This is a genomic window from Roseibium sp. TrichSKD4, assembly GCF_000148725.1.
GTDB lineage: Bacteria > Pseudomonadota > Alphaproteobacteria > Rhizobiales > Stappiaceae > Roseibium.
This window is the reverse complement of the sequence record NZ_GL476310.1, coordinates 473,950-493,541: the sequence shown is the minus strand read 5'-3', so window position 1 is coordinate 493,541 and position 19,592 is coordinate 473,950. Positions and strand designations below refer to the sequence as shown.

General features: G+C 55.7%; 28 protein-coding genes. All 28 read left to right on the top strand.

The features are described 5' to 3' along the window. Positions 1-380: helix-turn-helix domain-containing protein (locus TRICHSKD4_RS08225; protein ID WP_208993029.1), on the top strand; the 380-nt coding region annotated here is incomplete at its 5' end. Then, complete coding sequence (locus tag TRICHSKD4_RS08220) at positions 380-691, top strand: hypothetical protein (RefSeq protein WP_009467043.1); 312 nt, start codon at positions 380-382, stop codon at positions 689-691. The genes TRICHSKD4_RS08225 and TRICHSKD4_RS08220, both read left to right, overlap by 1 nt. A gap of 154 nt (positions 692-845) precedes the next feature. Beyond that, positions 846-1,682: a ParB/RepB/Spo0J family partition protein gene (locus TRICHSKD4_RS08215; protein WP_009467042.1), complete on the top strand. Its 837-nt coding sequence runs from the start codon at positions 846-848 to the stop codon at positions 1,680-1,682. Beyond that, positions 1,675-2,142, top strand: coding sequence for a hypothetical protein (locus tag TRICHSKD4_RS08210; RefSeq protein WP_009467041.1), 468 nt, complete (start codon positions 1,675-1,677; stop codon positions 2,140-2,142). Before TRICHSKD4_RS08215 ends, TRICHSKD4_RS08210 begins: the two co-directional genes overlap by 8 nt. Beyond that, positions 2,139-4,319, top strand: coding sequence for a DDE-type integrase/transposase/recombinase (locus TRICHSKD4_RS08205; protein ID WP_009467040.1), 2,181 nt, complete (start codon positions 2,139-2,141; stop codon positions 4,317-4,319). Before TRICHSKD4_RS08210 ends, TRICHSKD4_RS08205 begins: the two co-directional genes overlap by 4 nt. A gap of 70 nt (positions 4,320-4,389) precedes the next feature. After that, positions 4,390-5,160: an AAA family ATPase gene (locus TRICHSKD4_RS08200; RefSeq protein ID WP_040616504.1), complete on the top strand. Its 771-nt coding sequence runs from the start codon at positions 4,390-4,392 to the stop codon at positions 5,158-5,160. Next, positions 5,157-5,801 carry a hypothetical protein gene (locus TRICHSKD4_RS08195; protein WP_009467038.1) on the top strand — a complete coding sequence of 215 codons (645 nt, stop codon included), beginning with the start codon at positions 5,157-5,159 and terminating at the stop codon, positions 5,799-5,801. The genes TRICHSKD4_RS08200 and TRICHSKD4_RS08195 overlap by 4 nt, the downstream gene beginning before the upstream one ends. Next, positions 5,798-6,184 (top strand): hypothetical protein, encoded by a 387-nt coding sequence (locus tag TRICHSKD4_RS08190; RefSeq protein ID WP_009467037.1) that lies wholly within the window; start codon positions 5,798-5,800, stop codon positions 6,182-6,184. Before TRICHSKD4_RS08195 ends, TRICHSKD4_RS08190 begins: the two co-directional genes overlap by 4 nt. Beyond that, on the top strand, positions 6,174-6,449 hold the full coding sequence (locus tag TRICHSKD4_RS08185) for a hypothetical protein (RefSeq protein ID WP_009467036.1): 276 nt from the start codon (positions 6,174-6,176) through the stop codon (positions 6,447-6,449). Before TRICHSKD4_RS08190 ends, TRICHSKD4_RS08185 begins: the two co-directional genes overlap by 11 nt. Beyond that, entirely contained in the window at positions 6,446-6,823 is a 378-nt protein-coding gene (locus tag TRICHSKD4_RS08180; protein WP_009467035.1) for a hypothetical protein, read from the top strand. The genes TRICHSKD4_RS08185 and TRICHSKD4_RS08180 overlap by 4 nt, the downstream gene beginning before the upstream one ends. After that, complete coding sequence (locus TRICHSKD4_RS08175; RefSeq protein ID WP_009467034.1) at positions 6,820-7,344, top strand: host-nuclease inhibitor Gam family protein; 525 nt, start codon at positions 6,820-6,822, stop codon at positions 7,342-7,344. Before TRICHSKD4_RS08180 ends, TRICHSKD4_RS08175 begins: the two co-directional genes overlap by 4 nt. 2 nt (positions 7,345-7,346) lie before the next feature. Further along, the gene (locus TRICHSKD4_RS08170) at positions 7,347-7,622 is read left to right on the top strand and encodes a hypothetical protein (protein WP_009467033.1); all 276 of its coding nucleotides are present in this window, start codon (positions 7,347-7,349) and stop codon (positions 7,620-7,622) included. Next, positions 7,622-7,846 (top strand): hypothetical protein, encoded by a 225-nt coding sequence (locus TRICHSKD4_RS08165; protein WP_009467032.1) that lies wholly within the window; start codon positions 7,622-7,624, stop codon positions 7,844-7,846. Before TRICHSKD4_RS08170 ends, TRICHSKD4_RS08165 begins: the two co-directional genes overlap by 1 nt. 2 nt (positions 7,847-7,848) lie before the next feature. Next, entirely contained in the window at positions 7,849-8,103 is a 255-nt protein-coding gene (locus TRICHSKD4_RS08160) for a hypothetical protein (RefSeq protein ID WP_009467031.1), read from the top strand. 18 nt (positions 8,104-8,121) lie between these two features. Beyond that, entirely contained in the window at positions 8,122-8,772 is a 651-nt protein-coding gene (locus TRICHSKD4_RS08155; RefSeq protein ID WP_009467030.1) for a regulatory protein GemA, read from the top strand. A 30-nt stretch (positions 8,773-8,802) separates the two neighbouring features. Beyond that, a complete protein-coding gene (locus tag TRICHSKD4_RS28030) occupies positions 8,803-9,246 on the top strand; it encodes a hypothetical protein (protein WP_009467029.1) in 444 nt (147 codons plus the stop codon). A gap of 895 nt (positions 9,247-10,141) precedes the next feature. After that, a complete protein-coding gene (locus TRICHSKD4_RS08140; protein ID WP_009467026.1) occupies positions 10,142-11,341 on the top strand; it encodes an N-acetylmuramidase domain-containing protein in 1,200 nt (399 codons plus the stop codon). Next, a complete protein-coding gene (locus tag TRICHSKD4_RS08135) occupies positions 11,338-11,730 on the top strand; it encodes a hypothetical protein (protein ID WP_009467025.1) in 393 nt (130 codons plus the stop codon). Before TRICHSKD4_RS08140 ends, TRICHSKD4_RS08135 begins: the two co-directional genes overlap by 4 nt. A gap of 10 nt (positions 11,731-11,740) precedes the next feature. After that, complete coding sequence (locus tag TRICHSKD4_RS30675) at positions 11,741-11,911, top strand: hypothetical protein (protein ID WP_009467024.1); 171 nt, start codon at positions 11,741-11,743, stop codon at positions 11,909-11,911. Positions 11,912-11,919: 8 nt separating this feature from the next. Beyond that, positions 11,920-12,102, top strand: coding sequence for a hypothetical protein (locus TRICHSKD4_RS08130; RefSeq protein ID WP_040616503.1), 183 nt, complete (start codon positions 11,920-11,922; stop codon positions 12,100-12,102). A gap of 78 nt (positions 12,103-12,180) precedes the next feature. Then, positions 12,181-12,519 carry a DUF2730 family protein gene (locus TRICHSKD4_RS08125; protein ID WP_009467022.1) on the top strand — a complete coding sequence of 113 codons (339 nt, stop codon included), beginning with the start codon at positions 12,181-12,183 and terminating at the stop codon, positions 12,517-12,519. Beyond that, positions 12,516-12,824: a hypothetical protein gene (locus TRICHSKD4_RS08120; RefSeq protein WP_009467021.1), complete on the top strand. Its 309-nt coding sequence runs from the start codon at positions 12,516-12,518 to the stop codon at positions 12,822-12,824. The genes TRICHSKD4_RS08125 and TRICHSKD4_RS08120 overlap by 4 nt, the downstream gene beginning before the upstream one ends. 8 nt (positions 12,825-12,832) lie before the next feature. Next, positions 12,833-13,504: a phage protein Gp27 family protein gene (locus TRICHSKD4_RS08115; protein WP_009467020.1), complete on the top strand. Its 672-nt coding sequence runs from the start codon at positions 12,833-12,835 to the stop codon at positions 13,502-13,504. Then, complete coding sequence (locus tag TRICHSKD4_RS08110) at positions 13,501-15,180, top strand: hypothetical protein (protein ID WP_009467019.1); 1,680 nt, start codon at positions 13,501-13,503, stop codon at positions 15,178-15,180. The genes TRICHSKD4_RS08115 and TRICHSKD4_RS08110 overlap by 4 nt, the downstream gene beginning before the upstream one ends. Continuing rightward, positions 15,174-16,757 (top strand): DUF935 domain-containing protein, encoded by a 1,584-nt coding sequence (locus tag TRICHSKD4_RS08105; RefSeq protein ID WP_009467018.1) that lies wholly within the window; start codon positions 15,174-15,176, stop codon positions 16,755-16,757. The genes TRICHSKD4_RS08110 and TRICHSKD4_RS08105 overlap by 7 nt, the downstream gene beginning before the upstream one ends. Next, a complete protein-coding gene (locus TRICHSKD4_RS29175) occupies positions 16,750-17,976 on the top strand; it encodes a phage minor head protein (protein ID WP_009467017.1) in 1,227 nt (408 codons plus the stop codon). The genes TRICHSKD4_RS08105 and TRICHSKD4_RS29175 overlap by 8 nt, the downstream gene beginning before the upstream one ends. 133 nt (positions 17,977-18,109) lie before the next feature. Further along, entirely contained in the window at positions 18,110-18,382 is a 273-nt protein-coding gene (locus tag TRICHSKD4_RS08095; protein WP_247642792.1) for a hypothetical protein, read from the top strand. Between the two features lie 191 nt (positions 18,383-18,573). Beyond that, a complete protein-coding gene (locus TRICHSKD4_RS08090; RefSeq protein WP_009467015.1) occupies positions 18,574-19,551 on the top strand; it encodes an I protein in 978 nt (325 codons plus the stop codon). Positions 19,552-19,592 lie beyond the last annotated feature (41 nt).

Sequence of the window (19,592 nt, the reverse complement as noted above, 5' to 3'; positions counted from 1 at the left end):
TTGCCACACATAACTCCAAAGAAAACGGCTTGTTGCCGCAAGCCGTTTTCCCAACCAAGAGGCTTCACATGTCCAAGCCCGAGTTCCCGCCAGAGAATGGCTGGGATCGACACTCGATCTATGCCGAAATTCTTCGGCAAGGGATGACCATCAAGGAGCTTGCGGAGCGGGCTGGAATGTCCCGCCGTGCCTTTCCCCATGTCTGGACACGCACTGTACGTGCTGCCGAGACGGTCATTTCAGAGTTCCTCGAAACCCCTGCCGAAGAGCTTTGGCCGGATCGCTATCCGGTTCGAACCTCTCACCGTGTTTCTACCAAACAAATAACCAGGCGCGCTAGTCAGAAAAGCTCGGTAGCTCCAGACAGGAAGGCTGCCTGATGACACAGCTTGATCAAAAAAAGAGCGAGCATCTGACACCCGCTGATTGTCCGGACGATGCGTTCATCCTGACCAAGATATCAAAGTCAGGACGGCAGTATTTCTACATGGGTGAGACCAGTGAAGAAGGGCCGGGTGAGCGTCCGTTCATCGTAGCAAAGACCGGTTACCTCCCCGGTGACGCTGTGGTCTTCCCTACTGACAACGCGGCTCAAGCTATCGCCGCAAGCCTAAACATCCTCGGGATCGGCGGTGCCCCTTGGCTTGCAATTCCCCTTTCTGACCCATTGGCAAATAGCGGCACCTGCTGAGTGGTGCGGTCGCGGGGCTACCCGTTCTTAGTCACCCTCACCCTTGTCGAAGGGTCTGGCTGACGCCTCCCAATCAACTTGCCGGGCGGACCCACAGATCTGCAGCCTGCCGCCCGGTCTTTTTCTCCCATCGGAAACAAATGAGGTCACTTACATGACTGACAAAAAGATAGAGATCAAACTGATTGATGTGCCGGACAACCGGCTGCGCGATGTGGACCCGGACCGGGCAGAATTGCTGGCTGGCATGTTTAAGGAAGTCGGCCATTTAACCCCCATTGATGTGGTGCAGCGGGACAAGCGGTTTGAGCTTGTGGCAGGAGCGCACCGCCTTCAAGCTGCCAAGCTTTGCAAATGGAAAGAGATTGACGCTCGCGTGCTTGATCCGGACGTCGGACAATCAGCCCACGAGCTGCGCCTTCGCGAGATCCTCGAAAACCTTGCCCGTTGGGATTTCAACGCACTGGAGCGCTGCGAGGCTCTCTATGAGATGAAGCAAATTCATGAGGCACTGCATCCGGAAACCAAACACGGCGGCAAGCGCGGAAACCAGCATACAGGCGGCCAAAAGAGGCAAGTCGCAATTTTTGCGTTTTGCCAGAATGCGACAGAAGCAACAGGGCTTTCACGTCGCTCAATAGAGTTTGCAGTTCAAATCTATGAAGCCCTCACCCCCGCTTCACGCGAGCGTTTGAAGAACACCAAGTTCGCGGAAAAACAGAATGACCTCAAACTTCTCGCCGACTGCGATCCCGACGAACAGGCCAAGGTACTCAACATCCTGTTTGCGGAAGAGCCGGAAGCTGGAACGGTTGGCGATGCCATCACCCTTGTGCGTCATGGCCGGGCGGAAAGCGATCCGGACAAGCGGGTGCGCACCATCTACAACACCATGCCCAAGCTATCGCTTGCCGGTCGGCGCAGTGTTTATCGCACCTTTAAGGACGAGATCATAGAGCTGGTCAAATCGGAGGGCTGGCTCAATGACTAAGCGCCGCACACCCCGTGATCCGAACACGCCGGACTTCTTCCTCGACTGGACGCCACCAAAGGTCAGTATCGGTTTTGAAGAAGGGGCCATTCCCGGAAACGACCTCTCCTCCCGGCTGAGCCGGGCCGTTGCCAGAACCATGAAGGATTGCGGCAAGGACCGGGTGACAATCGCTGGCCTTATGAGCAAGCGTCTTGGCCGCAAGGTGACAGTTTCGATGCTGGAAACCTATGCATCCGAGAGCAAGACCGGCCACAACATCACCGTTGATCAACTGGTCGCGCTCATGGAGGCAACAGGCCGGACGGAAATCCTGGGCTTTGTGGCTGAGATGTTCGGCCATGTCGTCATGCCTGCCCGCTATGAGAATGTTGTTCGGCTCAAGATGCTTGATGACCATCAAGCCAAGATCGAGAGCCAACGCAAGATCCTTCTGACACAGGTGCGGGGGATCAAATGAAACTTTGGCTGACCGCTCAAGAACTGGCCGATCTTCAACTGGAAGGCTTTCCGGTGACCAAGCGCGGTGTTCAAAAGATCATTGATCGGGACGGTTGGCAGGAGTGCGATCTGTGTCGCAAGCGCGAGGGCCGCGATGGCGGCGGCGGGTTTGAATATCATTTAAGTTTGCTGCCGCTGCCACAAAGGCTGGATTACACCAGCCGCTTTGTTCGTGTTGAACAGGCCGACTGCCTGACCGATTACGACGAAACCTTGAACGGCACCGAGCGCGAGGCCCGCGATGCGCGGCTCATCATCCTGCGGGTGGCCGAACGGTTCCGCAAAACAAGTTCCATGGGCGCAACCGGCGCGGATGATCTCTTTGTCCGTCTTTATCTGGCGGGCAAGGTTCCCGTGCCGGAATGGGTGCGCGGCGCTGTCAGACGACTTTCAACCCGCACACTAGCAAGGTGGCGCGATGCAAAGGCGAGCGATGCCAGCTCGCTTGCCAATGATCCATCCAAGGTGCGCAAGGGAACCGGAGTGCTGGACCGGGCCGAAGACGGACGGCTCAAGTCCTATTGTCTGGCCCTTGTCGCCCATAACGATTTTCTGACCGCTGAACACATCCGGGACACGGCCATAGTTGAGTTTGGCGAAAGCGTTCTTCTGGAGACAACACGCGGTCAGGTCCGCAAATCCATGCCCCCTTTAAGGACGTTTCAAAGGGCACTTAAACAGTGGAAGCAGGAAAACAGAAACGAGCTTCTCAAGATCACGAACCCGGATGCGTGGAAATCCAAAGTCCGCTTTTCCATGGCGGGTGCACATTCAGCCGACCGGTTGAACCAGATCTGGGAGATCGACGCTTCGCCCTCAGATGTAATGACCACTGACGGTCGCATGAACATCTATATGGCAATCGACCTTTATTCCCGCCGCATCATTCTTCTGGTGACAAAGACACCGCGAGCCTCGGCTGTCGGCCTTCTTATTCGCAAGTGCCTCATCGGTTGGGGCGTTCCCGAACTCATCAAGACCGATAATGGGTCGGATTTTACCGCCAAGGCGACCGTCAAACTGCTGGACGCGCTTGATATTGAGCAAGAGCTTTCACCGCCTTACTCGCCGGAGAAAAAGGGTTCGGTTGAGCGGGTTATCGGAACCTTCCAGCGCGATTGCGCGGCTACCTTGCCCGGCTTTGTCGGTCACTCGGTCGCTGACCGCAAGAAGATCGAAGCCCGCAAGGCATTCTCCAGCCGCCTTGGGACTGACGACGCCAAAATGTTTCATGTGGACCTGTCGGCAAACGAGCTGCAAGAGCATGCCGATTTCTGGACCAACCAGATTTATGCGCACAAGAAGCACTCCCGTCTCAAGGGCAAAACACCTTTTGAGCTTGCCCAAGACTGGAAAGGTGAGATCCGGGGTATTCAGAACGAAGCGGCCCTTGATGTTCTACTTGCACCGATTGCGGGCAAGAACGGTATTCGCACAGTGACAAAAGAGGGCATTCGTCACGATAACGAGAAATACGTCACGTTCGACGTTCCCGCTGGCGAAGAGGTTTTGTGCCGCGAAGACCCTGCTGATCAAGGTCGTTTGTGGCTGTTTGACCCTGAGGGAGAAACCTATCTCGGCGAAGCCGTCTGCCCTGATCTGGCAGGCGTGGACCGGGCCGAGATCGCTGCCCGCATGAAGGAACGTCAAAAGGCACTTCATGATGAAAAAACCGCCGATATCAAAAAAGAGCTGCGCAAGATCACACCACGCACTGTGATGGATGCGCGCCGCGAACGCTACAAACACAACGGCGATGTAGTGCCGTTCCCGAAAGAGCGGGGCGAGCATTCAACGGCCAAGATGCAGGCGGCAGGTAGTGCGAAGGCAAAGCGCGGCCCGCGTCCTCTCTCTCAAAAAGAGCAAGAGGTCATGGAGCGCATGCGGGCGGCTGAACAGCCGGGACAGGCTCCAGGCGGCAAGAGCGCCAGCGTTCACTCAATCGCAAGACAGGAAACACCCGAGCGACGGTTCTCCCGCGCCATGACGCTGGAAGCGCGGATCGCAGAAGGCGCGTCCCTTTGCGAGGACGATGCTCTCTGGCTGGTCAACTACCAGAGCGGTGCGGAATACCGCGCTCACAAGATGCTCAATCAAATGGGAGGGCAAAAAACAAGCGTACCGCCCGCGTCCTGATGGGCAAAGAAAAACCCCGGCGTTGCCGCGCCAGGGTCAATCGGATTTTCGATTTAAGGAGACTTTCAAAATGACAAACGGCGGCTCTCCCGTCAACTCCCTTGGAATGGTCAACCTCAAAAACGTGTTTCGTTTTGTCACGCTTGTGGAAACAGTTTTGGGAAGAGGACCAAACATGCCGGGCATTGGCGTGTTCCACGGGTATTCGGGCTACGGCAAAACCTATGCGGCGGCCTTGGCAGCCAACATGACCCAAGCCCGTGTCGTGGAGGTTGGCGACAGCTGGACGCGCAAAAAGCTTCTTCTCAAGATTCTGCACGAAGCAATTGAGAAAGAAGACAACGTTCCCTCACGCGGCTCTGTTTCCGATCTCACCGAACAGGTCATTGACGTTCTAAGCGACACGGTTGATCGCCCTCTCATTATTGATGAAGCGGACAAGCTGGCCGACAAGGGCATGCTGGAACTTGTCCGGGAAATTCAGGACCAGAGCCGGGTCGCCCTTCTTTTGATCGGCGAGGAGAACCTCCCCGCCAAACTTGAGCGGGTGGAGCGGGTCCATAACCGGGTCCTGGAATGGGTGCCTGCGGAAAAGTGTGATTTCGAGGACGCCGGCCTGCTGGCTGGCCTCATCTGCGACCAGCTGGAATTGAGCGACTGCCTGATTGACGGCTTGATTGAAAAGTCTGGCGGCAGGGCGCGGCGGATCACGGTCAACTTGAACCGGATCAAGGAACACGCGCGCAACACGCGCCAGACGACCTACACCTTCGCCGATTTCAACGAGAACTTTTTCTACACCGGCAAGCCGACTGGCCGGACAGCAAAGAGGGCCGCATGATGTCAATCCAGCTTGAAATGCGGGTCACTGCGTCAAAGCCGATTTACCGGGGCCATGATCACTATTGGAGTGTCATCCGGGAGCTTGGCAAGAACGGTGCGCACTTCACCAAACGGGAAATCGGGCTGCGCAGCAATGATCGCAACGACCGCGCCATCGGCGACTTCCTAAAACGGTTGCTTGCCGCCAATTTTGTAGAAGTGGTTGACCAGATCACCGCCCCCTTCCCTCATGGCGGATACCACACTCACAACGTTTACCGGCTCTTAAAGCGCCCGTCCGTCACCCCGATCATCAACCGCGATGGCACACGCGGCACACAAGGCTTAGCTCAGCGCAATCTCTGGCGCACCATCCGCATCCTGTCGCAGTTTGACCTTCAGGAATTGGCGCTGCTGTCCTCAACCCCAGAGATTGAGGTGCCCCGTTCCACGGCCAAGAAGTATGTCAGCTTTCTCAGTGATGCAGGCTATCTGCAAATCATGAGAAAGGGTCGCGGTTCGATTGCCCAAATATGGCGATTAAAGGCGTCCATGAACACCGGGCCCAAGCCTCCGAAAATCCTTTCCACCAAGGTTGTTTATGACGCCAACTTGAAAAAGGTTATGGGCACGCCGGTTGCAGAGGAGCTGGCGGCATGACGGATGAACTCACCTTCCCTCAAAAGGCCGAGCGCGCCTGGGGTGACAGTCTGCCTGATTGGGTCCGTGAACTGGCCCATCTGGCTGAACGTGACGCCCTAAAAGGCTGCTCAAAGTTCCTTGGGTGTTCCACGACAATGATCAGCCAGGCGATTTCGAACAAGTATCCGGGAAAACTGTCCGACCTTGAGGCCAAGGTTCGCGGCGCACTGATGGGCGAAATGGTTCAATGCCCTGTCCTTGGTGAAATTGGACGCAATGACTGCCTTCACTGGCAAGACAAGCGGCGGGTCAGCACCAACTCGGTGCGAGCTGAACTTTACCGCGCCTGCCGTAACGGCTGTCCTCACTCCCGATTGAAAGGAGGCGGCAATGCCTCTTAGTCTCGACCTCTACACCTACCGCAAGATGCTTGAACGCAAGATCGACGGTTTGATTGCAGAAGACGATCCGGCCTTCAACATTTTCATCGATATCAGCATGCGCCTTGACGAGTTTGCGGACCGGGCGCGGTCGCTGGAATTGTCTCGGGTTGCCGAAGGCTCCCGGCTCACGGAGATCGATCTTTCCGACGATACGATTGTTGTCTTTCCGGTTGCCAAGCGTCCGATCCTTGTTTCCTCCCGTGATGATGGAGGGGCGGCATGATTTCCACCGGCGACTTTACTCGCATTGAGCTTGCGGCCGTTCTCGGGCTTGAACGCTTGGGGGATGATTTCGACGAGATCGCCCTGACCATGGGGCGCTCTCACCTCGACATTGAACGCGCCTACTATCTGGCGATGTGCCTGCTCGCCTTTCCAGATGAACTGCCGAAGGTGCGTGTGGCGCAAAAACCGGCGTCCGCAGAAACGCTCGCTCAGCCCGCCAAATACCAGCCTCGAAAATTCAGGGTGTCACGGGAGGCGGTTCGCTGCCTTCCGAGACCCAAGCATGATGTGACCGCCGCGTTCTTTGGCGACCCGGACCCTGATCGGTTCGAAGAATGCAACTCCACGAACAATTCAGGAGACAGAACATGAGCCAAAGTACAAAGAAACTCACCGGCGGTTTTATCGTTCCTCAGTCAAAAGAAGAGTGTGACGACATGATCCGTCAACTCGGGGAACTGAACCGTGAGGCTGAGCGGATCAAGGCTGACATGAATGACGAGCTGGCGCTTGTCAAAGAGCGCTTTGAGAAACAGGCCGCTCCTGTGAAGAGCAAGGCAAAGGAACTGCTCAAGGGAATTGAGACATGGTGCGCCGCAAATCGTGACAGCCTGACCGGGGGCAAGGTCAAGTTTGCCAAATTCATGAATGGTGAGATTGCGTGGCGTGTTCGCCCACCTCGGGTGGTCTGTCGCTCAATTGACGCTGCCCTTGCAGCGCTCAGGGAACACGGCCTTGAGAAGTTCATCCGCACGAAGGAAGAGATCAATAAGGAGGCCATCCTTGAAGACCCGAACGCTGTCTTTTCCGTTTCGGGGATCACGGTCAAGTCTGCAGGTGAGGACTTTCAGGTCAAACCGTTTGAAACCGAATTAAACGGCGAGGCAGCCTGACCATGAAACGTTCCCTGACAGTGATGGTCTGCGCGGAAGTGGAGATCAACGAAGAAACCTTCTTTGAAGCCTTTGACCGTGATGTGAAGACTTCGTTTTTCCCGGCCAATACTCCAGACGAGAAGCTGCACCAGACTGTGATTGAGATCGTCAGTGAAACCATCGGAACGTCTCGGGTGTTTTCCTCAATTGGATATGCGAATTCCACCGACTTGGGACTGCGTTTCGAGTTGCAGTCCATCGGTGTCGATATCCAGCAAGCTCGGGAGGCTGCCTAATGCTTGCAGACAGCTCCCATAAACGCACAGCGGCGGCTGCAGAAGAAACCCGCACCGTTCTGGTCAGGCACCGGCTTTCGGCAAGCGAGGTGGTTTCCGCCCTCGTCCTTCTCCTGGCTCCTATGCTTGGGTCCATGAACCGGACGGACCGGAAGTCAGCTCTCAAATACCAGAGCCAATTGGTTCGGGACTTCACCCGCCAACTCAAACGGCAAGGAGGCTGAGAATGTCCCGCCTCGCCAACACATCAAACGGGTTGAGTGAGGTGACGAATTTGCGCCTTCGCCGGGATGAACTTCTGGCGCGGGCTTACAAGCTGAGAATTCGCAAGGCTCGGCAGCGCGAGCTGCATGACCAGATCGAAGAAATCACCAAAGACCTTTTGAGATTAGAACTGGAAGCAAGGGCAAAGCCGGAACCGCTCGGAGATGCCGGGTCCGTTGGCAAGCAGAACCAGCCCAGGCTTCCTTACAAGGATTGAGACGATGAGGGCCCTGTCATGACCAGCGTCCAGATGTTACGAATTGCCCAAAAGCAGCTTGGCCTTGATGACGACACCTATCGGGACAAGCTGGAAACGCTTACCGGCAAGCGTTCCACCCGCGATCTGAGTGAACGGGAACGGCAGAAGGTCTATACGGCCTTCCAGGCGGATGGCTTTGTTCCCAAGCGCCCGGCTCCGAAGGCAGGCCGCGCAACAGGCAAGTTTGCCCCAAAACTGCAAGCACTCTGGATCGCGGGTTGGAACCTTGGTGTGGTCAAGAACCGCACCGACAAGGCAATGCTGGCGTTTCTTTTCCGTCAGACGGGAATTGAGCATTCCAGGTTCCTGCACCATGGCGAGGACGCCAACAAGGTCATTGAAGCGCTGAAGGCATGGCTCAAGCGCGAGATGGTCTCAAAGGAACTGGGCCTTAATGCGGTGGGTTTCTTCACCTTCGACAAGTCTCTTCCCCCGACCCTGAATGATCACCGTTACCAGATTGTCCAGCTACAATGGGGGTTACTGGTTCGCGCGGATCAACAGCCCGGAACCCTTGCGGGATTTCTGCTTTCTGAATTTGACATCGACCGCCCCCTCTCTGACCTCACGGACAAAGAGTGGATCTCTATCATGAACCGGCTCGGTGAACTGGTTCGCCGGATCTGAGATCCGGCTCTGCCTACGGGAGAGAAGAAGATGAGCGAGAGTGCGTTTCTTACTCCGAAAATGTATGAGTGGATGGAACATGCCGGGATTTCCGAACAGGCGGCAATGTTGTTGGCGGAAGAGCGCGGTGGCACACGGGTGACAATCCCGGTCAAGGTTGGCCCTGATCATTGGCTGGCGCTTTTGGTCGGGCAGGAGAATGCCGACAAACTATGCGCCTATTATGCGGGTGAGGAAATTGAAGTTCCAATGGGGCCAATGTCCAGCGGCGCCCAACGTCATCGGAAGATCCGGGACCTTGATCGGGCCGGTTTCACCTACGAGAGAATCGCTCGGCTTGTAGGATGCGATCGACGCACTGTTATTCGCCACGTTAAGGGCACTTCAAACCGTCCTAAAGACCCGGATCAAGGCGAGATGTTCGAGGATTTCCACCCGCGTCCAAGAGGTGACAAAAAGCTAAAATCTGCCTGAGGAAAATTTCCTCATTCTAAGGCCATGATCTATAAACAGGCTGAATTTCGGGCGTTGATCTCGATGGCAAATGGGAAGGTTTTTGCAATGGCTATCTGCAACCAGTGATTTCAAGACGTTAAGCGTCGCAGAAACTTGTCGCAAAATAACAAGCAAAATTGGCTTTATTTGTTTCGCATACGTCCTTTTGAATCCTGCACAGCCTGTTTTCCTGGGTGAATGGCGACCATACGTCCATCACTACCTTGAACAGCTCGGCAATTTGCGGGAATAGCTACCATACGCCCGTCGCTACCTTGTACACCCCGTCCGCCTTCTGGAATGGCTACCATTCTTCCATCGCTCCCCTGAAGGCCTCGCCCGCCTTTTGGAATGGCTACCATCCTTCCATCGCTTCCCTGAAGGCCGCGCCCGCCTTTTGGAATGGCTACCATTCTTCCATCGCTCCCCTGAAGGCCGCGCCCGCCTTTTGGAATGGCTACCATTCTTCCATCGCTCCCCTGAAGGCCGCGCCCACCGTCTGGAATGGCAATATCTCGCCCGTCACTGCCTCTCAATTTTCTTGGCATGCATTCACCCTAAATAGTTGGTCTATATTGCATGAAGTAGGAGGCGGATTACTTGTTTTCAATGGCCGAAATAGTGTGTTGCAAAAACCATCCTTTTTGCGACCATGGTCAAATGGTCCGTTCTCCAGACATTCGACAAACTGGGTTTCTAAAGCGTGGATGTGCCTCGATCCATCATCTAAGTCGCAGTAATTACAACTTCTTGTTATGAGGCCTGATTACTACTTCCAGCCGGTGTCATCTGTCACCGGCTTTTTTGTGCCTTTTGCCTGCCAGTTTCTACCCAAGCGACCAAACCGGAACCTTGCGTGGGAAACTGGCTAAAAATGTCCGACATCTTCCAGACTTTGAAATCAGGCGGTGGTGAGAAATCCACCGGGGTGGCTCTTCTTGATGCGGTCCAGCGGATCGGCTGCGAGCTGGCCGTACTTGAAGCTATTCTGGAAGTGGAAAGCGGTCAGAAGGATTACGATGCTCAAGGCCGCCTGATCATCCTCACCGAAAAGCATGTCTTCTGGCGCGAGCTTCCAAAACGTTTGCGCGCTCGTGCGCTTGGGCTGGCAACACCAAAATGGCGTAAGGCGAATTACAAGGGCCTTGGCGGTTCTGGATCAGACAAGCGGTGGGACCGTTTGGGCAAAATGGTTGCCCTTGATGAGACGGCGGGTTTGCGCTCAGCCTCTTATGGTGGGCCGCAGATCATGGGGTTCAATCACCTTTTGTGCGGCTATGCCACGATTGGAGAGTTTGTCCTGGCACTGGCGTCCAGTGGTGACAAACAGGACGAAGCCTTTATCCGGTTTTTGGAAAAATCCGGCCTTGCCGATGAACTCCGCGAACGGGATTTTCGGGCGATTGCGCGGCGCTACAACGGGCCGGGACAAGTCAGCCACTACGCGTCCTTGATGCAGGCCGCTTATCAGCGGATTGGCAAGAGCGGCGAAACTACATCAAACCCGCGTGGTCGCATGTTGCGGCTCGGCTCGGAAGGCTATCGGGTCAAGGCGCTTCAAGAGCGGCTGATCACGCTTGGCTATCATCTTCAGGCAGATGGAGACTTCGGACCGGCAACACGGCGACAGGTGGTTGCTTTTCAAGTCGATCACGGCTTGAAGCCAGACGGCGTTGTCGGTCCTTTGACCGAGGAACGGATGGATGAGGCCGTCCCAATCAATGCCAGCAAGATTGACGGCCGCACAAAGCTGACGGTTTCAGATCTTCGCAAGCGCGGATCTCAGACAATCAAGTCGGCTGACCGCCTGCAACAAGGTGCGGGTGTTGCGATTGTTGGCGGCGCGGTTGGCAAGATCGTTGAGAACGCCGATCAGATCACCGGCATTGCAGCGCTTCAGGGCTTTTCAGAAACGGTCCTGTCAGTGCGGGCCGCTATCGAGCCAATTCTCAGCCTCGTTGCTTCCAACAAGTGGTTGGCCTTTGCCGCGATTGGGGTTGGGGTGTTTGTCATTGCCCGCCAGATCAAACAGCGCCGTCTCCATGATGCAAAAGAATGGAGGCATGTCGGATGAGCTTTCTTCTCTCGCTTGTCCTGAAGTTTTTGTCGGATGGTGCCGTTGAGAAGGTGCTGACTTACCTGCGCGCCGATACCGCCCACAAAACCGGCGAAGCAAAAATCCGCGCCGAGGTGACAATTGCCGAGATTGAGGCGGCCGTCGCCCACACCAAGGCGATGGCTGATCTTCAAAAATCAAAACTCGAGCATTGGGCCTTTTGGGTGCTATCGGCCGCCTTTGTCGTCCTGCTCGCGTTCTGGTGGTCTGCGGTCATTCTCGACAGCGTGTTCCTGTTCGGCTGGGGCGTTGCCAGTGTGCCGATCCTCGAAGAATGGGGCGGCCAGATGATCAGCTGGATTTTTTACACCGGCACCGCCGTTGGTGCCCTGAAAATGCTGCGGTGAGACTTGTGCCATGAGTGACATGGAAGAGGGTTTCGTTTTCGGGTTTGTCTCAGGGATTTTGATTGGCTGTTTTCTCGGCTGGCTGATGTTTGCGCCCAAGATCACCCATGCATTTGACACCGGCATTCTTGAGAAGGACGGCGCGTATTACTCGCTCACGCCTTTGGAAGGGAACGAGTGAGGCTGAAGATGGATGATGTAGATAGCGTTTCTGGGTCAAGGGACGTGCATATCGAAGATGCGATCAACATTGGTCGTCAGATCGTGCAGATGGCAGATCAATTGAAGTTCTGCCCCGACGCACAAGTCACCTGGTGTTTTGAAATGGATGGCAAACGGATTGCCGTCTGTGTGAGCGAACCTCAACAATAAGAAGGTCGAAATGAATGTGCACGCCGACAAGCATAGTACCAGAACGGCATGGCTACTCCGACAGCTCGGAGGCCCTCAATGCTTGACTGGATAAAGGGCCTTGAAGCGGCGTTCAGTGTAACGGCCATGATGTTTGCGGCCGTTGCGTTAGTTGTCTCGTGGATTACGCGCGGCTCCAAGGCCAATGCGGTGTCCATCGCCAAGCTGGAAGCTGAACACAATGATCTGTGCGACCGGGTTTCAGATCTGGAAAGCGCGGTGAAAAACCAGCCGACCAAGGACGATTTTCACAAGGTGGAAATGGCAATCACGGAGATGAACGGCAAGGTGGCAACCGTTTCAACAGAGCTTGCATCGGTCGCAAGGATCGCCAAGCGCCTTGACGATTTTCTTCTGAACAAGGGAGGCCAGTCATGAACCTTTCTGATCAATATCGCCGGGATGAAGAGCTGAATGCCCGGATCACGATTTTAAAGGCGGTTTATGAGCAAACGGACCGCCGCCTGAATGACATTCTCATTCAAAAGCAGCTGGACCTGTTCGGGCACCGCAAGTCCCGTGACTGGCTGCGCACCCAGCTTCGCGCAATGTCCGAACTTGGTGTGATTTCCATTCGTGAGATTGGCTCGGCCATGGTCGCGGAAATTACCCAAACAGGTGTTGACCACTGCGAATGCCGCATGATTGTCGAGGGCATTGCCCGGCCTAGCGCGAGCCAGTGAGGTGAACCATGGGCAAGGGCAGAAAACGCGGTCGCGGTCGGCTTTCAAAGATTGATCTTCTTCCTGAAGAATGCGACGGCATTATTGTCTGGGCGGCAGGTGAGTTGATCAAGAACGACCGCACACAGACCGAGATTTATGGTGAGTTCAAGGAAAAGCTGATTGGCCTTCAGGGCGAGCTTGGACTTGGTTTTGATATCCCGTCCTTTTCCTCGTTTAACCGCTATTCCACCCGCAAGGCAGCGACCGCTCGCGCCATGTCCGAGCGCCGGGAAATCTATGCCGCTCTTTCTGACGACCTGTCAGCCAAGGACAGTGACGATTTGACGGTCTGGATCAGCGAAGCCATGAAAACGTTGATCGCCAACATTGCAGAAGAGGCCATCAATGGGCGCGGTAGTGCGTCGCCAAAAGATCTGCAATCCCTGTCGAACGCCTTCTTCAAGATTGAACAGGGGCGCAATCTGTCCGGACGCACCCGCCGCACGGATGAGGACGAGGTCAACAAGAAACTCGGCAAGGCAATCGACACGGCGGCGAAGAAGGTTGGCCTGTCTGGCGAGCGCGTTGCCCAGCTCCGCCGTGAGTTCCTTGGCGTGAGAAAACAACAGGTCAAAGAACAAGACGAGCCACGCGACGAACAGGACGACACCCCGGCCCAAAAGCAGGCCAACCCATGAGCAAGGCCAACGACGAGACATTCATCGGCAAGCCGGATGTGTTCGCCGGACCGCCCGTTCTCACCCGCGAGATGGAAGAGTTGGCGGAGGAACTTCCACGCGGCGCTGATATTCCTGAAGATCTGGACCCGCTCAAGGACGGGGTGCTGATGATGCACCAGTCTGACTGGCTGGCAGATACATCAAAATTGAAACTCTGCCAAAAGGGCCGACGCACCGGGATTACCTTTGCAGAAGCGCTGGACGACACGCTCATTGCCTCAACACGGCGCGATGATGGCGGCGATAACGTTTTCTATATCGGCGACACCAAGGACAAGGGCCGAGAGTTCATCGGCTATGTCGCCCATTTTGCCAAGATCGTGGCCGGTGAGCTGGCAGAAGTTGAGGAGTTCATGTTCGTTGACCAGCGCACCGACGGGTCAACGGGCCAGATTGCTGCCTTCCGTGTTCAGTTTGCGTCCGGCTTTCGGATCGAGGCGCTGTCCTCACGCCCGGAAAACATTCGCGGCCTTCAGGGAATTGTCGTTATCGATGAGGCGGCCTTCCACAAGGATGTGCGTGGGGTGCTAGATGCGGTCAACGCTCTTTTGATCTGGGGCGGCAAGATCCGGATTATCTCGACGCATAACGGCGTTTTAAGCCCCTTTAATGAGCTGATCCGGGAAGTGGAAAGCACTGGCAAGCCGCCTTACTCCATTCACCACATCCCGTTTAGCGAAGCGATTGAGAACGGCCTCTTTAAACGGGTGTGCCTCATCAAGGGCGAAGAATGGTCAGAGGAAGCGCAAAAGCAATGGGAAGCTGACATCCGTTCTGCCTATGGCTCGCGAACAGCTGCCATGCGCCAAGAGCTGGACGCCATTCCGGCCGAAGCGGAAGGAGCGGCACTCACACGGGTGCAGATTGAAGCCTGCATGACGGACGGCATTCCGATTGTTCGCTGGGCCTGCGATGATGATTTCAAGAACCTGCCCGACGATGAACGGAAAACCATAGCGCGGGCCTTCTGCGACCGGGAACTCAAACCGCTCTTGAAAAAGCTGGATGACCGACGCCAGCATGTCTTTGGCGAAGATTTTGCCCGTTCGGGTGACAAGACGGTCATCCTGCCGATGGAAGTCGGGATCGATCTGGTTCGCCGTGCCTGCTTTGTCCTGGAACTTCATAATGTGCCGTTCGATCAGCAGCGGGACATTCTCTATTTTGTAGTCGACAGATTGCCGCGCATGTCGGGCGGCGCTTTGGACAAAACCGGCAACGGCGCATATTTGGCCGAGAAGGCCGCGCAGCGCTATGGCGAGAGCGTCATTGAGGTTCACTTGTCGACGGCCTGGTACTCGGCAGAAATGCCGCCCTACATCGAGGCGTTCACCGATCGAACGGTTTTGCTGCCGCGCCACGAGGACATTCTTCGGGACCATCAGGCGCTCAGCTACGTGAACGGCATTATCAAGGTGCCGGATGACCACCGCACCAAAGGTTCCGATGGCTTGGAGCGTCACGGCGACAGCGCGCCAGCCGGAGCATTGGCCTATTACGCGTCACGGCAAAACCTGCCCGAATATGCCTACACCTCCATTCACGATCCGGACCCGGATGATGACGGGTTCGATGATGACGACGATTTCCATAACGGCACGCTCATGAACACAAGGCGGGACAGCCCATGGTGAGTGTTTTTAAATCCCCTTTAAAGGCGGTTCAAAAGGCGTTGAAACTCGGTGCGCTAAGCAATCCGATTGCAACGGCAGAAGAGAGCGGGCCGCGCACGGTTCTTCATGATGAGGTTGCCACCTACATCACCCCGGAAAAGCTCGCCGGGGTTTTGCGGGAGGCTGTCGAAGGCGATCCGGCCGAGTTCTTTATCCTTGCCGAAGAAATGGAAGAGCGGGACGGCCACTATGGGTCCGTCATTGCCACCCGCAAACTTGCGCTTTTGGGGATTGAGCCGGAGATACAGGCGGCAAGTGAAGATCCGGACGACGTGAAGATTGCCGAACAGGTCCGCGAGGACATTCTGGACAATCCCACTTTCGGGCTGATGCTCGGGGATTTGCTTGATGCGCTTGGCAAGGGCGTGTCTGCAATAGAGATCAGCTGGAACACCGATAACCCGTCCCGTGTTGTCCCGGAAACCTTTGAGCGGGTGGATCCGCGTTGGTTGACCTTTGACAAGAAAACCCGCCGTGAGGTTCGCCTGAAAGAGGCCAACCTTCCTGAAGGGATCGAGCTTCAACCGTGGCGCTATCTTGTCCATAAACCGCAAATCAAATCAGGCTTGCCGATCCGTGGCGGGCTTGCCCGTCTTGCGGTCTGGTCATGGATGCTGAAAAGCTACACGATCAAGGACTGGGCGGCCTTTTGTGAAATCTTCGGCCAACCGCTTCGCCTCGGCAAATACGGCAAGGGCGCGAACGACAAGGACAAGAAGGCACTCTTGCGGGCCGTGCGATCCATAGCAAGGGATGCAGCGGCCATCATTCCTGACAGCATGCAAATGGAACTGATCCAGGCGAAAACGTCTGGCGGTCCTGTCTTCAAGGATTTTGCCGAGTATCTGGACGGAGCCATGTCAAAGGCTGTTTTGGGCCAGACCATGACCACGGATGACGGGTCATCGCTTGGTCAGGCAGAAGTTCATGACCGGGTGCGCACAGATATCATGAAGGCTGATGGACGCCAGTTGGCGTTCACGATCAACCGGGATTTGATCATTCCCTATTGTCTGATCAACTTCGGTCAGCTGGATGGTTTCCCCCGGTTCAAGCTGGAACCGGATGAGCCGGAGGATCTGGACCTTGAGAGCAAGGTTCTGGAACGGCTTCACAAGGTTGGCGTCAGATTGTCGGCGCGGCAGGTGCGGGACAAGTTCGGTTATGACGAACCGGGCGAAAGGGAAGAGACCATCGGTGGAGCACCTGAAAAGTCAGATAGTGACAGCGACGAAGAAGAAGACGAGGAAAAGGACAAGCCCGACAAGAAGGCACTGAACCGGGAGCATCATGACCACGGCAGCGAGGGTGATGACCTTGCCGAAATCATGGCCCACGCCCTCAAGGATTACCGGCTTCAGGGCGATCCGATGCTGGAACCGATCCACCGCCTTTTGGAAAACTCCGATAGCCTTGAAACGTTTGCGGCCGGTCTCGATAGCTTGTTCGCAGATCAGGATGTGGGACCGCTTACTGATGCGCTTGCCGCTGCCACACTCAAGGCCCGCGCCCTAGGCGACGACAAGTCTGATGGCTGACCGGTTTCGATTTGGCAAGGGACCGGCTCCTGAGGTTCTGAGTTATCTGGACGGCAAGACCTTAAAACCGTCTTATCACTGGCAGGATCTTCATGGGGAAGAACACGCCTATGCTTTTACGGTCGCCAAAGCGGATCAAGTCGCCGTTTTAACCGAGCTTCATGAAGCGGTTGAAAAAGCCATTCGAACAGGGGCGACGTTTGAGGATTTTAAAAAGCAGCTTTCTCCAAAGCTCAAAAGCATGGGGTGGTGGGGCAAGGCGGATCGGATTGATCCAAAGACCGGCGACCTCGAAACTGTTCAGCTGGGCAGCAACCGGCGTTTAAAGACGATTTATTGGGCTAATACCCGCTCTGCCATGGCGGCGGGAAAGTGGACACGGTTCCAGCGGACCAAGCACGCCTTGCCCTATCTGGTGTATCGGCTGGGCGTTGCGCGCGAACATCGCCCGCACCATGTCGCTCGGGAAAACACCATCCTCCCCATTGATCATCCCTTCTGGGATACATGGATGCCGCCCAATGGCTGGGGCTGTGTGTGCTGGGTTCGCCAGATCACCCAAGCCGAAGCCGATAGCCTGGGCGGTGTCAGCGAGACGCCGGATATTCCGACCCGGCAATGGGTGAACAAGCGGGATGGCTCGGTGCATCAAATCCCTGAGGGGATCGATCCGGGCTGGCAGACCAATCCCGGCAAGTCACGTCACCGGACATTGGCAAATCATCTTTCGGGCAAACTGGATACCGCCCCGCCTCATATCCGGCGCGCGGCGATTACCGATCTGGTCGGCTCGCAGATGTTCCGCCGTGTTCAGTCGGGGGCGCTTGCCGGCAAGCCTGTATTTGCCCCTGTTGCCATGGTGCCGGAGACGATTGCGGAAAAGATTGGGGCCACCACGCGCACGGCGTTTTTCTCAACTGCCGATGCGGCAAAGCAGATTGGTAAGCGGGCCGATCTTGATGCCGATATCTATCAGCTTGTTCAGCGGAGCCTTGATGTGGGCGAGATCCGGCGCGACTTGAGTGCAGAACCAAAAGCGAATGACTTTGCAGCAAGCGCGCTCATAGATGGAGTTTGGTGGCGGGCGCTTTTCAGGGTGACAAAAGACGGGAGAGAAATCTTCCTGAAGTCCTTCCGGCGCACAAATTCGAACCAGCTGAAGTTCTACCAAAAGCGCGGGCCGCTTTTGCGAACCGTACCGGAAGAAGACAGGAACTAGGGATTTTGGTAAGGTGCCCTGAGAGCCGGAAGTTACTCTCAGAAAGTCCAGTTGGGGTGGATCTTTCGTCGCGCACACAGGGCACGAGCGTCCTACGTGAGCACCTTGGCCGGGACCATACCATTAAAAGCGTGTGGCTGCAAATTTGAGGCGTCGTCAAATAATGGGAAATGATATAAAAAACAAAGAACCTTCCCTTACCAACATTGACTGGAAGCAGGCTCCGAAAAATGCACGTTGGTGGGCTATGGACAAGGACGGCGAGGCGCATTGGTTTTGTGTTCCAGATGTTGCGGCCTTCACAGATTTTTGGTTTTCCGAACCCAAGCCAGCTCCGACTTTCAATTTTGATGGCGACTGGTCTCAAAGCTTGACAGAGCGCCCTGTCAAGCTGGGTGATAAATAAACGGCCATAGAAGCGCTTTCCAGTCCAAGACGGGTGAAGTTACCCAAAATTTAAAAACGCACGATCTACCCTATTTAAGACCCCTTTAAATTTGATCCTGCGCGGGCGGGTTGCCCCCCCATATGCGTAAAACTCCCCAGTCATCTGTCACCGGCTGAATTTGCTCGCCCCTTTGCCAATTTGGCGGGGTCATGAGCAAGTCATCAAATCAGGGCCATTTGGCTATTGCATTGAATGCGTCTAACGGCGCGCCGAACCAGATCCAGCTTCTCCCCAAGGGGGAAGTGAACGGATTGGACGGGCGGCGTTGGATCAACAGTCAGCCGGAAAAGGTTGTTGCCGAGTTTGAGGCTCGAAACAGCCAGCCTCTTGTCATCGACTATGAACACGCCAACCACCTGCGCAAGGGCGAACCCATGCCAGCTGCAGGCTGGATCACGGGCCTTGAGGTTCGTGGCGGCGAGGTCTGGGGCACGGTGGAGTGGACGAAAAAGGCGATCAACATGATCGCCGAGCGTGAGTACCGGTATCTGTCGCCCGTGTTTCGTCATGACACCAGCGGCGTCATTCACAAGATTGCCGATGCCGGTCTGACCAACAAGCCAAACCTGATGATGAAAGCGCTCAATCGCGAAGAGATCAGCGAGCCGGAGTGTACTATGGACAAGGAAATGCGCATTGCGCTGTGTCGTCAGCTTGGGCTGGCTGACGAGGCGTCTGACACTGCCATTCTTGAAGCCGTGAAGGCAAAAGATGGAGAATTGCAGACGGCGCTCAACAAGGCGGATCAACCAGATCCGCAGAAGTTTGTTCCCAAAGCAGATTACGAGCTGGTGAGCGGCAAGCTCTCAACGGCCTTGAACAAGGTTGCCGAGCTTGAGGGCGCGGAAGCTGAACAGGTTGTCGATCAGGCCATCAAGGACGGTAAGATTACGCCGTCCTCCAAAGACTATCACCTTGCAGCCTGCAAAACGGAAGACGGATTGAACAGCTTCCGCAAGATGGTCGAGGGCGCGCCAACACTTATTGAGACCAAGCCGGGTGACAAGTCGGGTGATCCGGGCGGTGACAAGATCGCCCTCAACAAGGATCAGTCCAAGATCCTTGCGAGCCTCGGGATCGACCCGGCCAATGAAGACGTTTTGAAGGACTTGAAAGCCAGCGCGTAACGCTGGCCGACCTTAGCCGCTGAACCTTCGGGAAAAGAAGC

Excerpts from the sequence above, each read along its gene's own strand:
- TRICHSKD4_RS08220 (WP_009467043.1), top strand. The coding sequence starts at position 380 with ATGACACAGCTTGATCAAAAAAAGAGCGAGCATCTGACACCCGCTGAT.
- TRICHSKD4_RS08215 (WP_009467042.1), top strand. The coding sequence starts at position 846 with ATGACTGACAAAAAGATAGAGATCAAACTGATTGATGTGCCGGACAAC.
- TRICHSKD4_RS08210 (WP_009467041.1), top strand. The coding sequence starts at position 1,675 with ATGACTAAGCGCCGCACACCCCGTGATCCGAACACGCCGGACTTCTTC.
- TRICHSKD4_RS08205 (WP_009467040.1), top strand. The coding sequence starts at position 2,139 with ATGAAACTTTGGCTGACCGCTCAAGAACTGGCCGATCTTCAACTGGAA.
- TRICHSKD4_RS08200 (WP_040616504.1), top strand. The coding sequence starts at position 4,390 with ATGACAAACGGCGGCTCTCCCGTCAACTCCCTTGGAATGGTCAACCTC.
- TRICHSKD4_RS08195 (WP_009467038.1), top strand. The coding sequence starts at position 5,157 with ATGATGTCAATCCAGCTTGAAATGCGGGTCACTGCGTCAAAGCCGATT.
- TRICHSKD4_RS08190 (WP_009467037.1), top strand. The coding sequence starts at position 5,798 with ATGACGGATGAACTCACCTTCCCTCAAAAGGCCGAGCGCGCCTGGGGT.
- TRICHSKD4_RS08185 (WP_009467036.1), top strand. The coding sequence starts at position 6,174 with ATGCCTCTTAGTCTCGACCTCTACACCTACCGCAAGATGCTTGAACGC.
- TRICHSKD4_RS08180 (WP_009467035.1), top strand. The coding sequence starts at position 6,446 with ATGATTTCCACCGGCGACTTTACTCGCATTGAGCTTGCGGCCGTTCTC.
- TRICHSKD4_RS08175 (WP_009467034.1), top strand. The coding sequence starts at position 6,820 with ATGAGCCAAAGTACAAAGAAACTCACCGGCGGTTTTATCGTTCCTCAG.
- TRICHSKD4_RS08170 (WP_009467033.1), top strand. The coding sequence starts at position 7,347 with ATGAAACGTTCCCTGACAGTGATGGTCTGCGCGGAAGTGGAGATCAAC.
- TRICHSKD4_RS08165 (WP_009467032.1), top strand. The coding sequence starts at position 7,622 with ATGCTTGCAGACAGCTCCCATAAACGCACAGCGGCGGCTGCAGAAGAA.
- TRICHSKD4_RS08160 (WP_009467031.1), top strand. The coding sequence starts at position 7,849 with ATGTCCCGCCTCGCCAACACATCAAACGGGTTGAGTGAGGTGACGAAT.
- TRICHSKD4_RS08155 (WP_009467030.1), top strand. The coding sequence starts at position 8,122 with ATGACCAGCGTCCAGATGTTACGAATTGCCCAAAAGCAGCTTGGCCTT.
- TRICHSKD4_RS28030 (WP_009467029.1), top strand. The coding sequence starts at position 8,803 with ATGAGCGAGAGTGCGTTTCTTACTCCGAAAATGTATGAGTGGATGGAA.
- TRICHSKD4_RS08140 (WP_009467026.1), top strand. The coding sequence starts at position 10,142 with ATGTCCGACATCTTCCAGACTTTGAAATCAGGCGGTGGTGAGAAATCC.
- TRICHSKD4_RS08135 (WP_009467025.1), top strand. The coding sequence starts at position 11,338 with ATGAGCTTTCTTCTCTCGCTTGTCCTGAAGTTTTTGTCGGATGGTGCC.
- TRICHSKD4_RS30675 (WP_009467024.1), top strand. The coding sequence starts at position 11,741 with ATGAGTGACATGGAAGAGGGTTTCGTTTTCGGGTTTGTCTCAGGGATT.
- TRICHSKD4_RS08130 (WP_040616503.1), top strand. The coding sequence starts at position 11,920 with ATGGATGATGTAGATAGCGTTTCTGGGTCAAGGGACGTGCATATCGAA.
- TRICHSKD4_RS08125 (WP_009467022.1), top strand. The coding sequence starts at position 12,181 with ATGCTTGACTGGATAAAGGGCCTTGAAGCGGCGTTCAGTGTAACGGCC.
- TRICHSKD4_RS08120 (WP_009467021.1), top strand. The coding sequence starts at position 12,516 with ATGAACCTTTCTGATCAATATCGCCGGGATGAAGAGCTGAATGCCCGG.
- TRICHSKD4_RS08115 (WP_009467020.1), top strand. The coding sequence starts at position 12,833 with ATGGGCAAGGGCAGAAAACGCGGTCGCGGTCGGCTTTCAAAGATTGAT.
- TRICHSKD4_RS08110 (WP_009467019.1), top strand. The coding sequence starts at position 13,501 with ATGAGCAAGGCCAACGACGAGACATTCATCGGCAAGCCGGATGTGTTC.
- TRICHSKD4_RS08105 (WP_009467018.1), top strand. The coding sequence starts at position 15,174 with ATGGTGAGTGTTTTTAAATCCCCTTTAAAGGCGGTTCAAAAGGCGTTG.
- TRICHSKD4_RS29175 (WP_009467017.1), top strand. The coding sequence starts at position 16,750 with ATGGCTGACCGGTTTCGATTTGGCAAGGGACCGGCTCCTGAGGTTCTG.
- TRICHSKD4_RS08090 (WP_009467015.1), top strand. The coding sequence starts at position 18,574 with ATGAGCAAGTCATCAAATCAGGGCCATTTGGCTATTGCATTGAATGCG.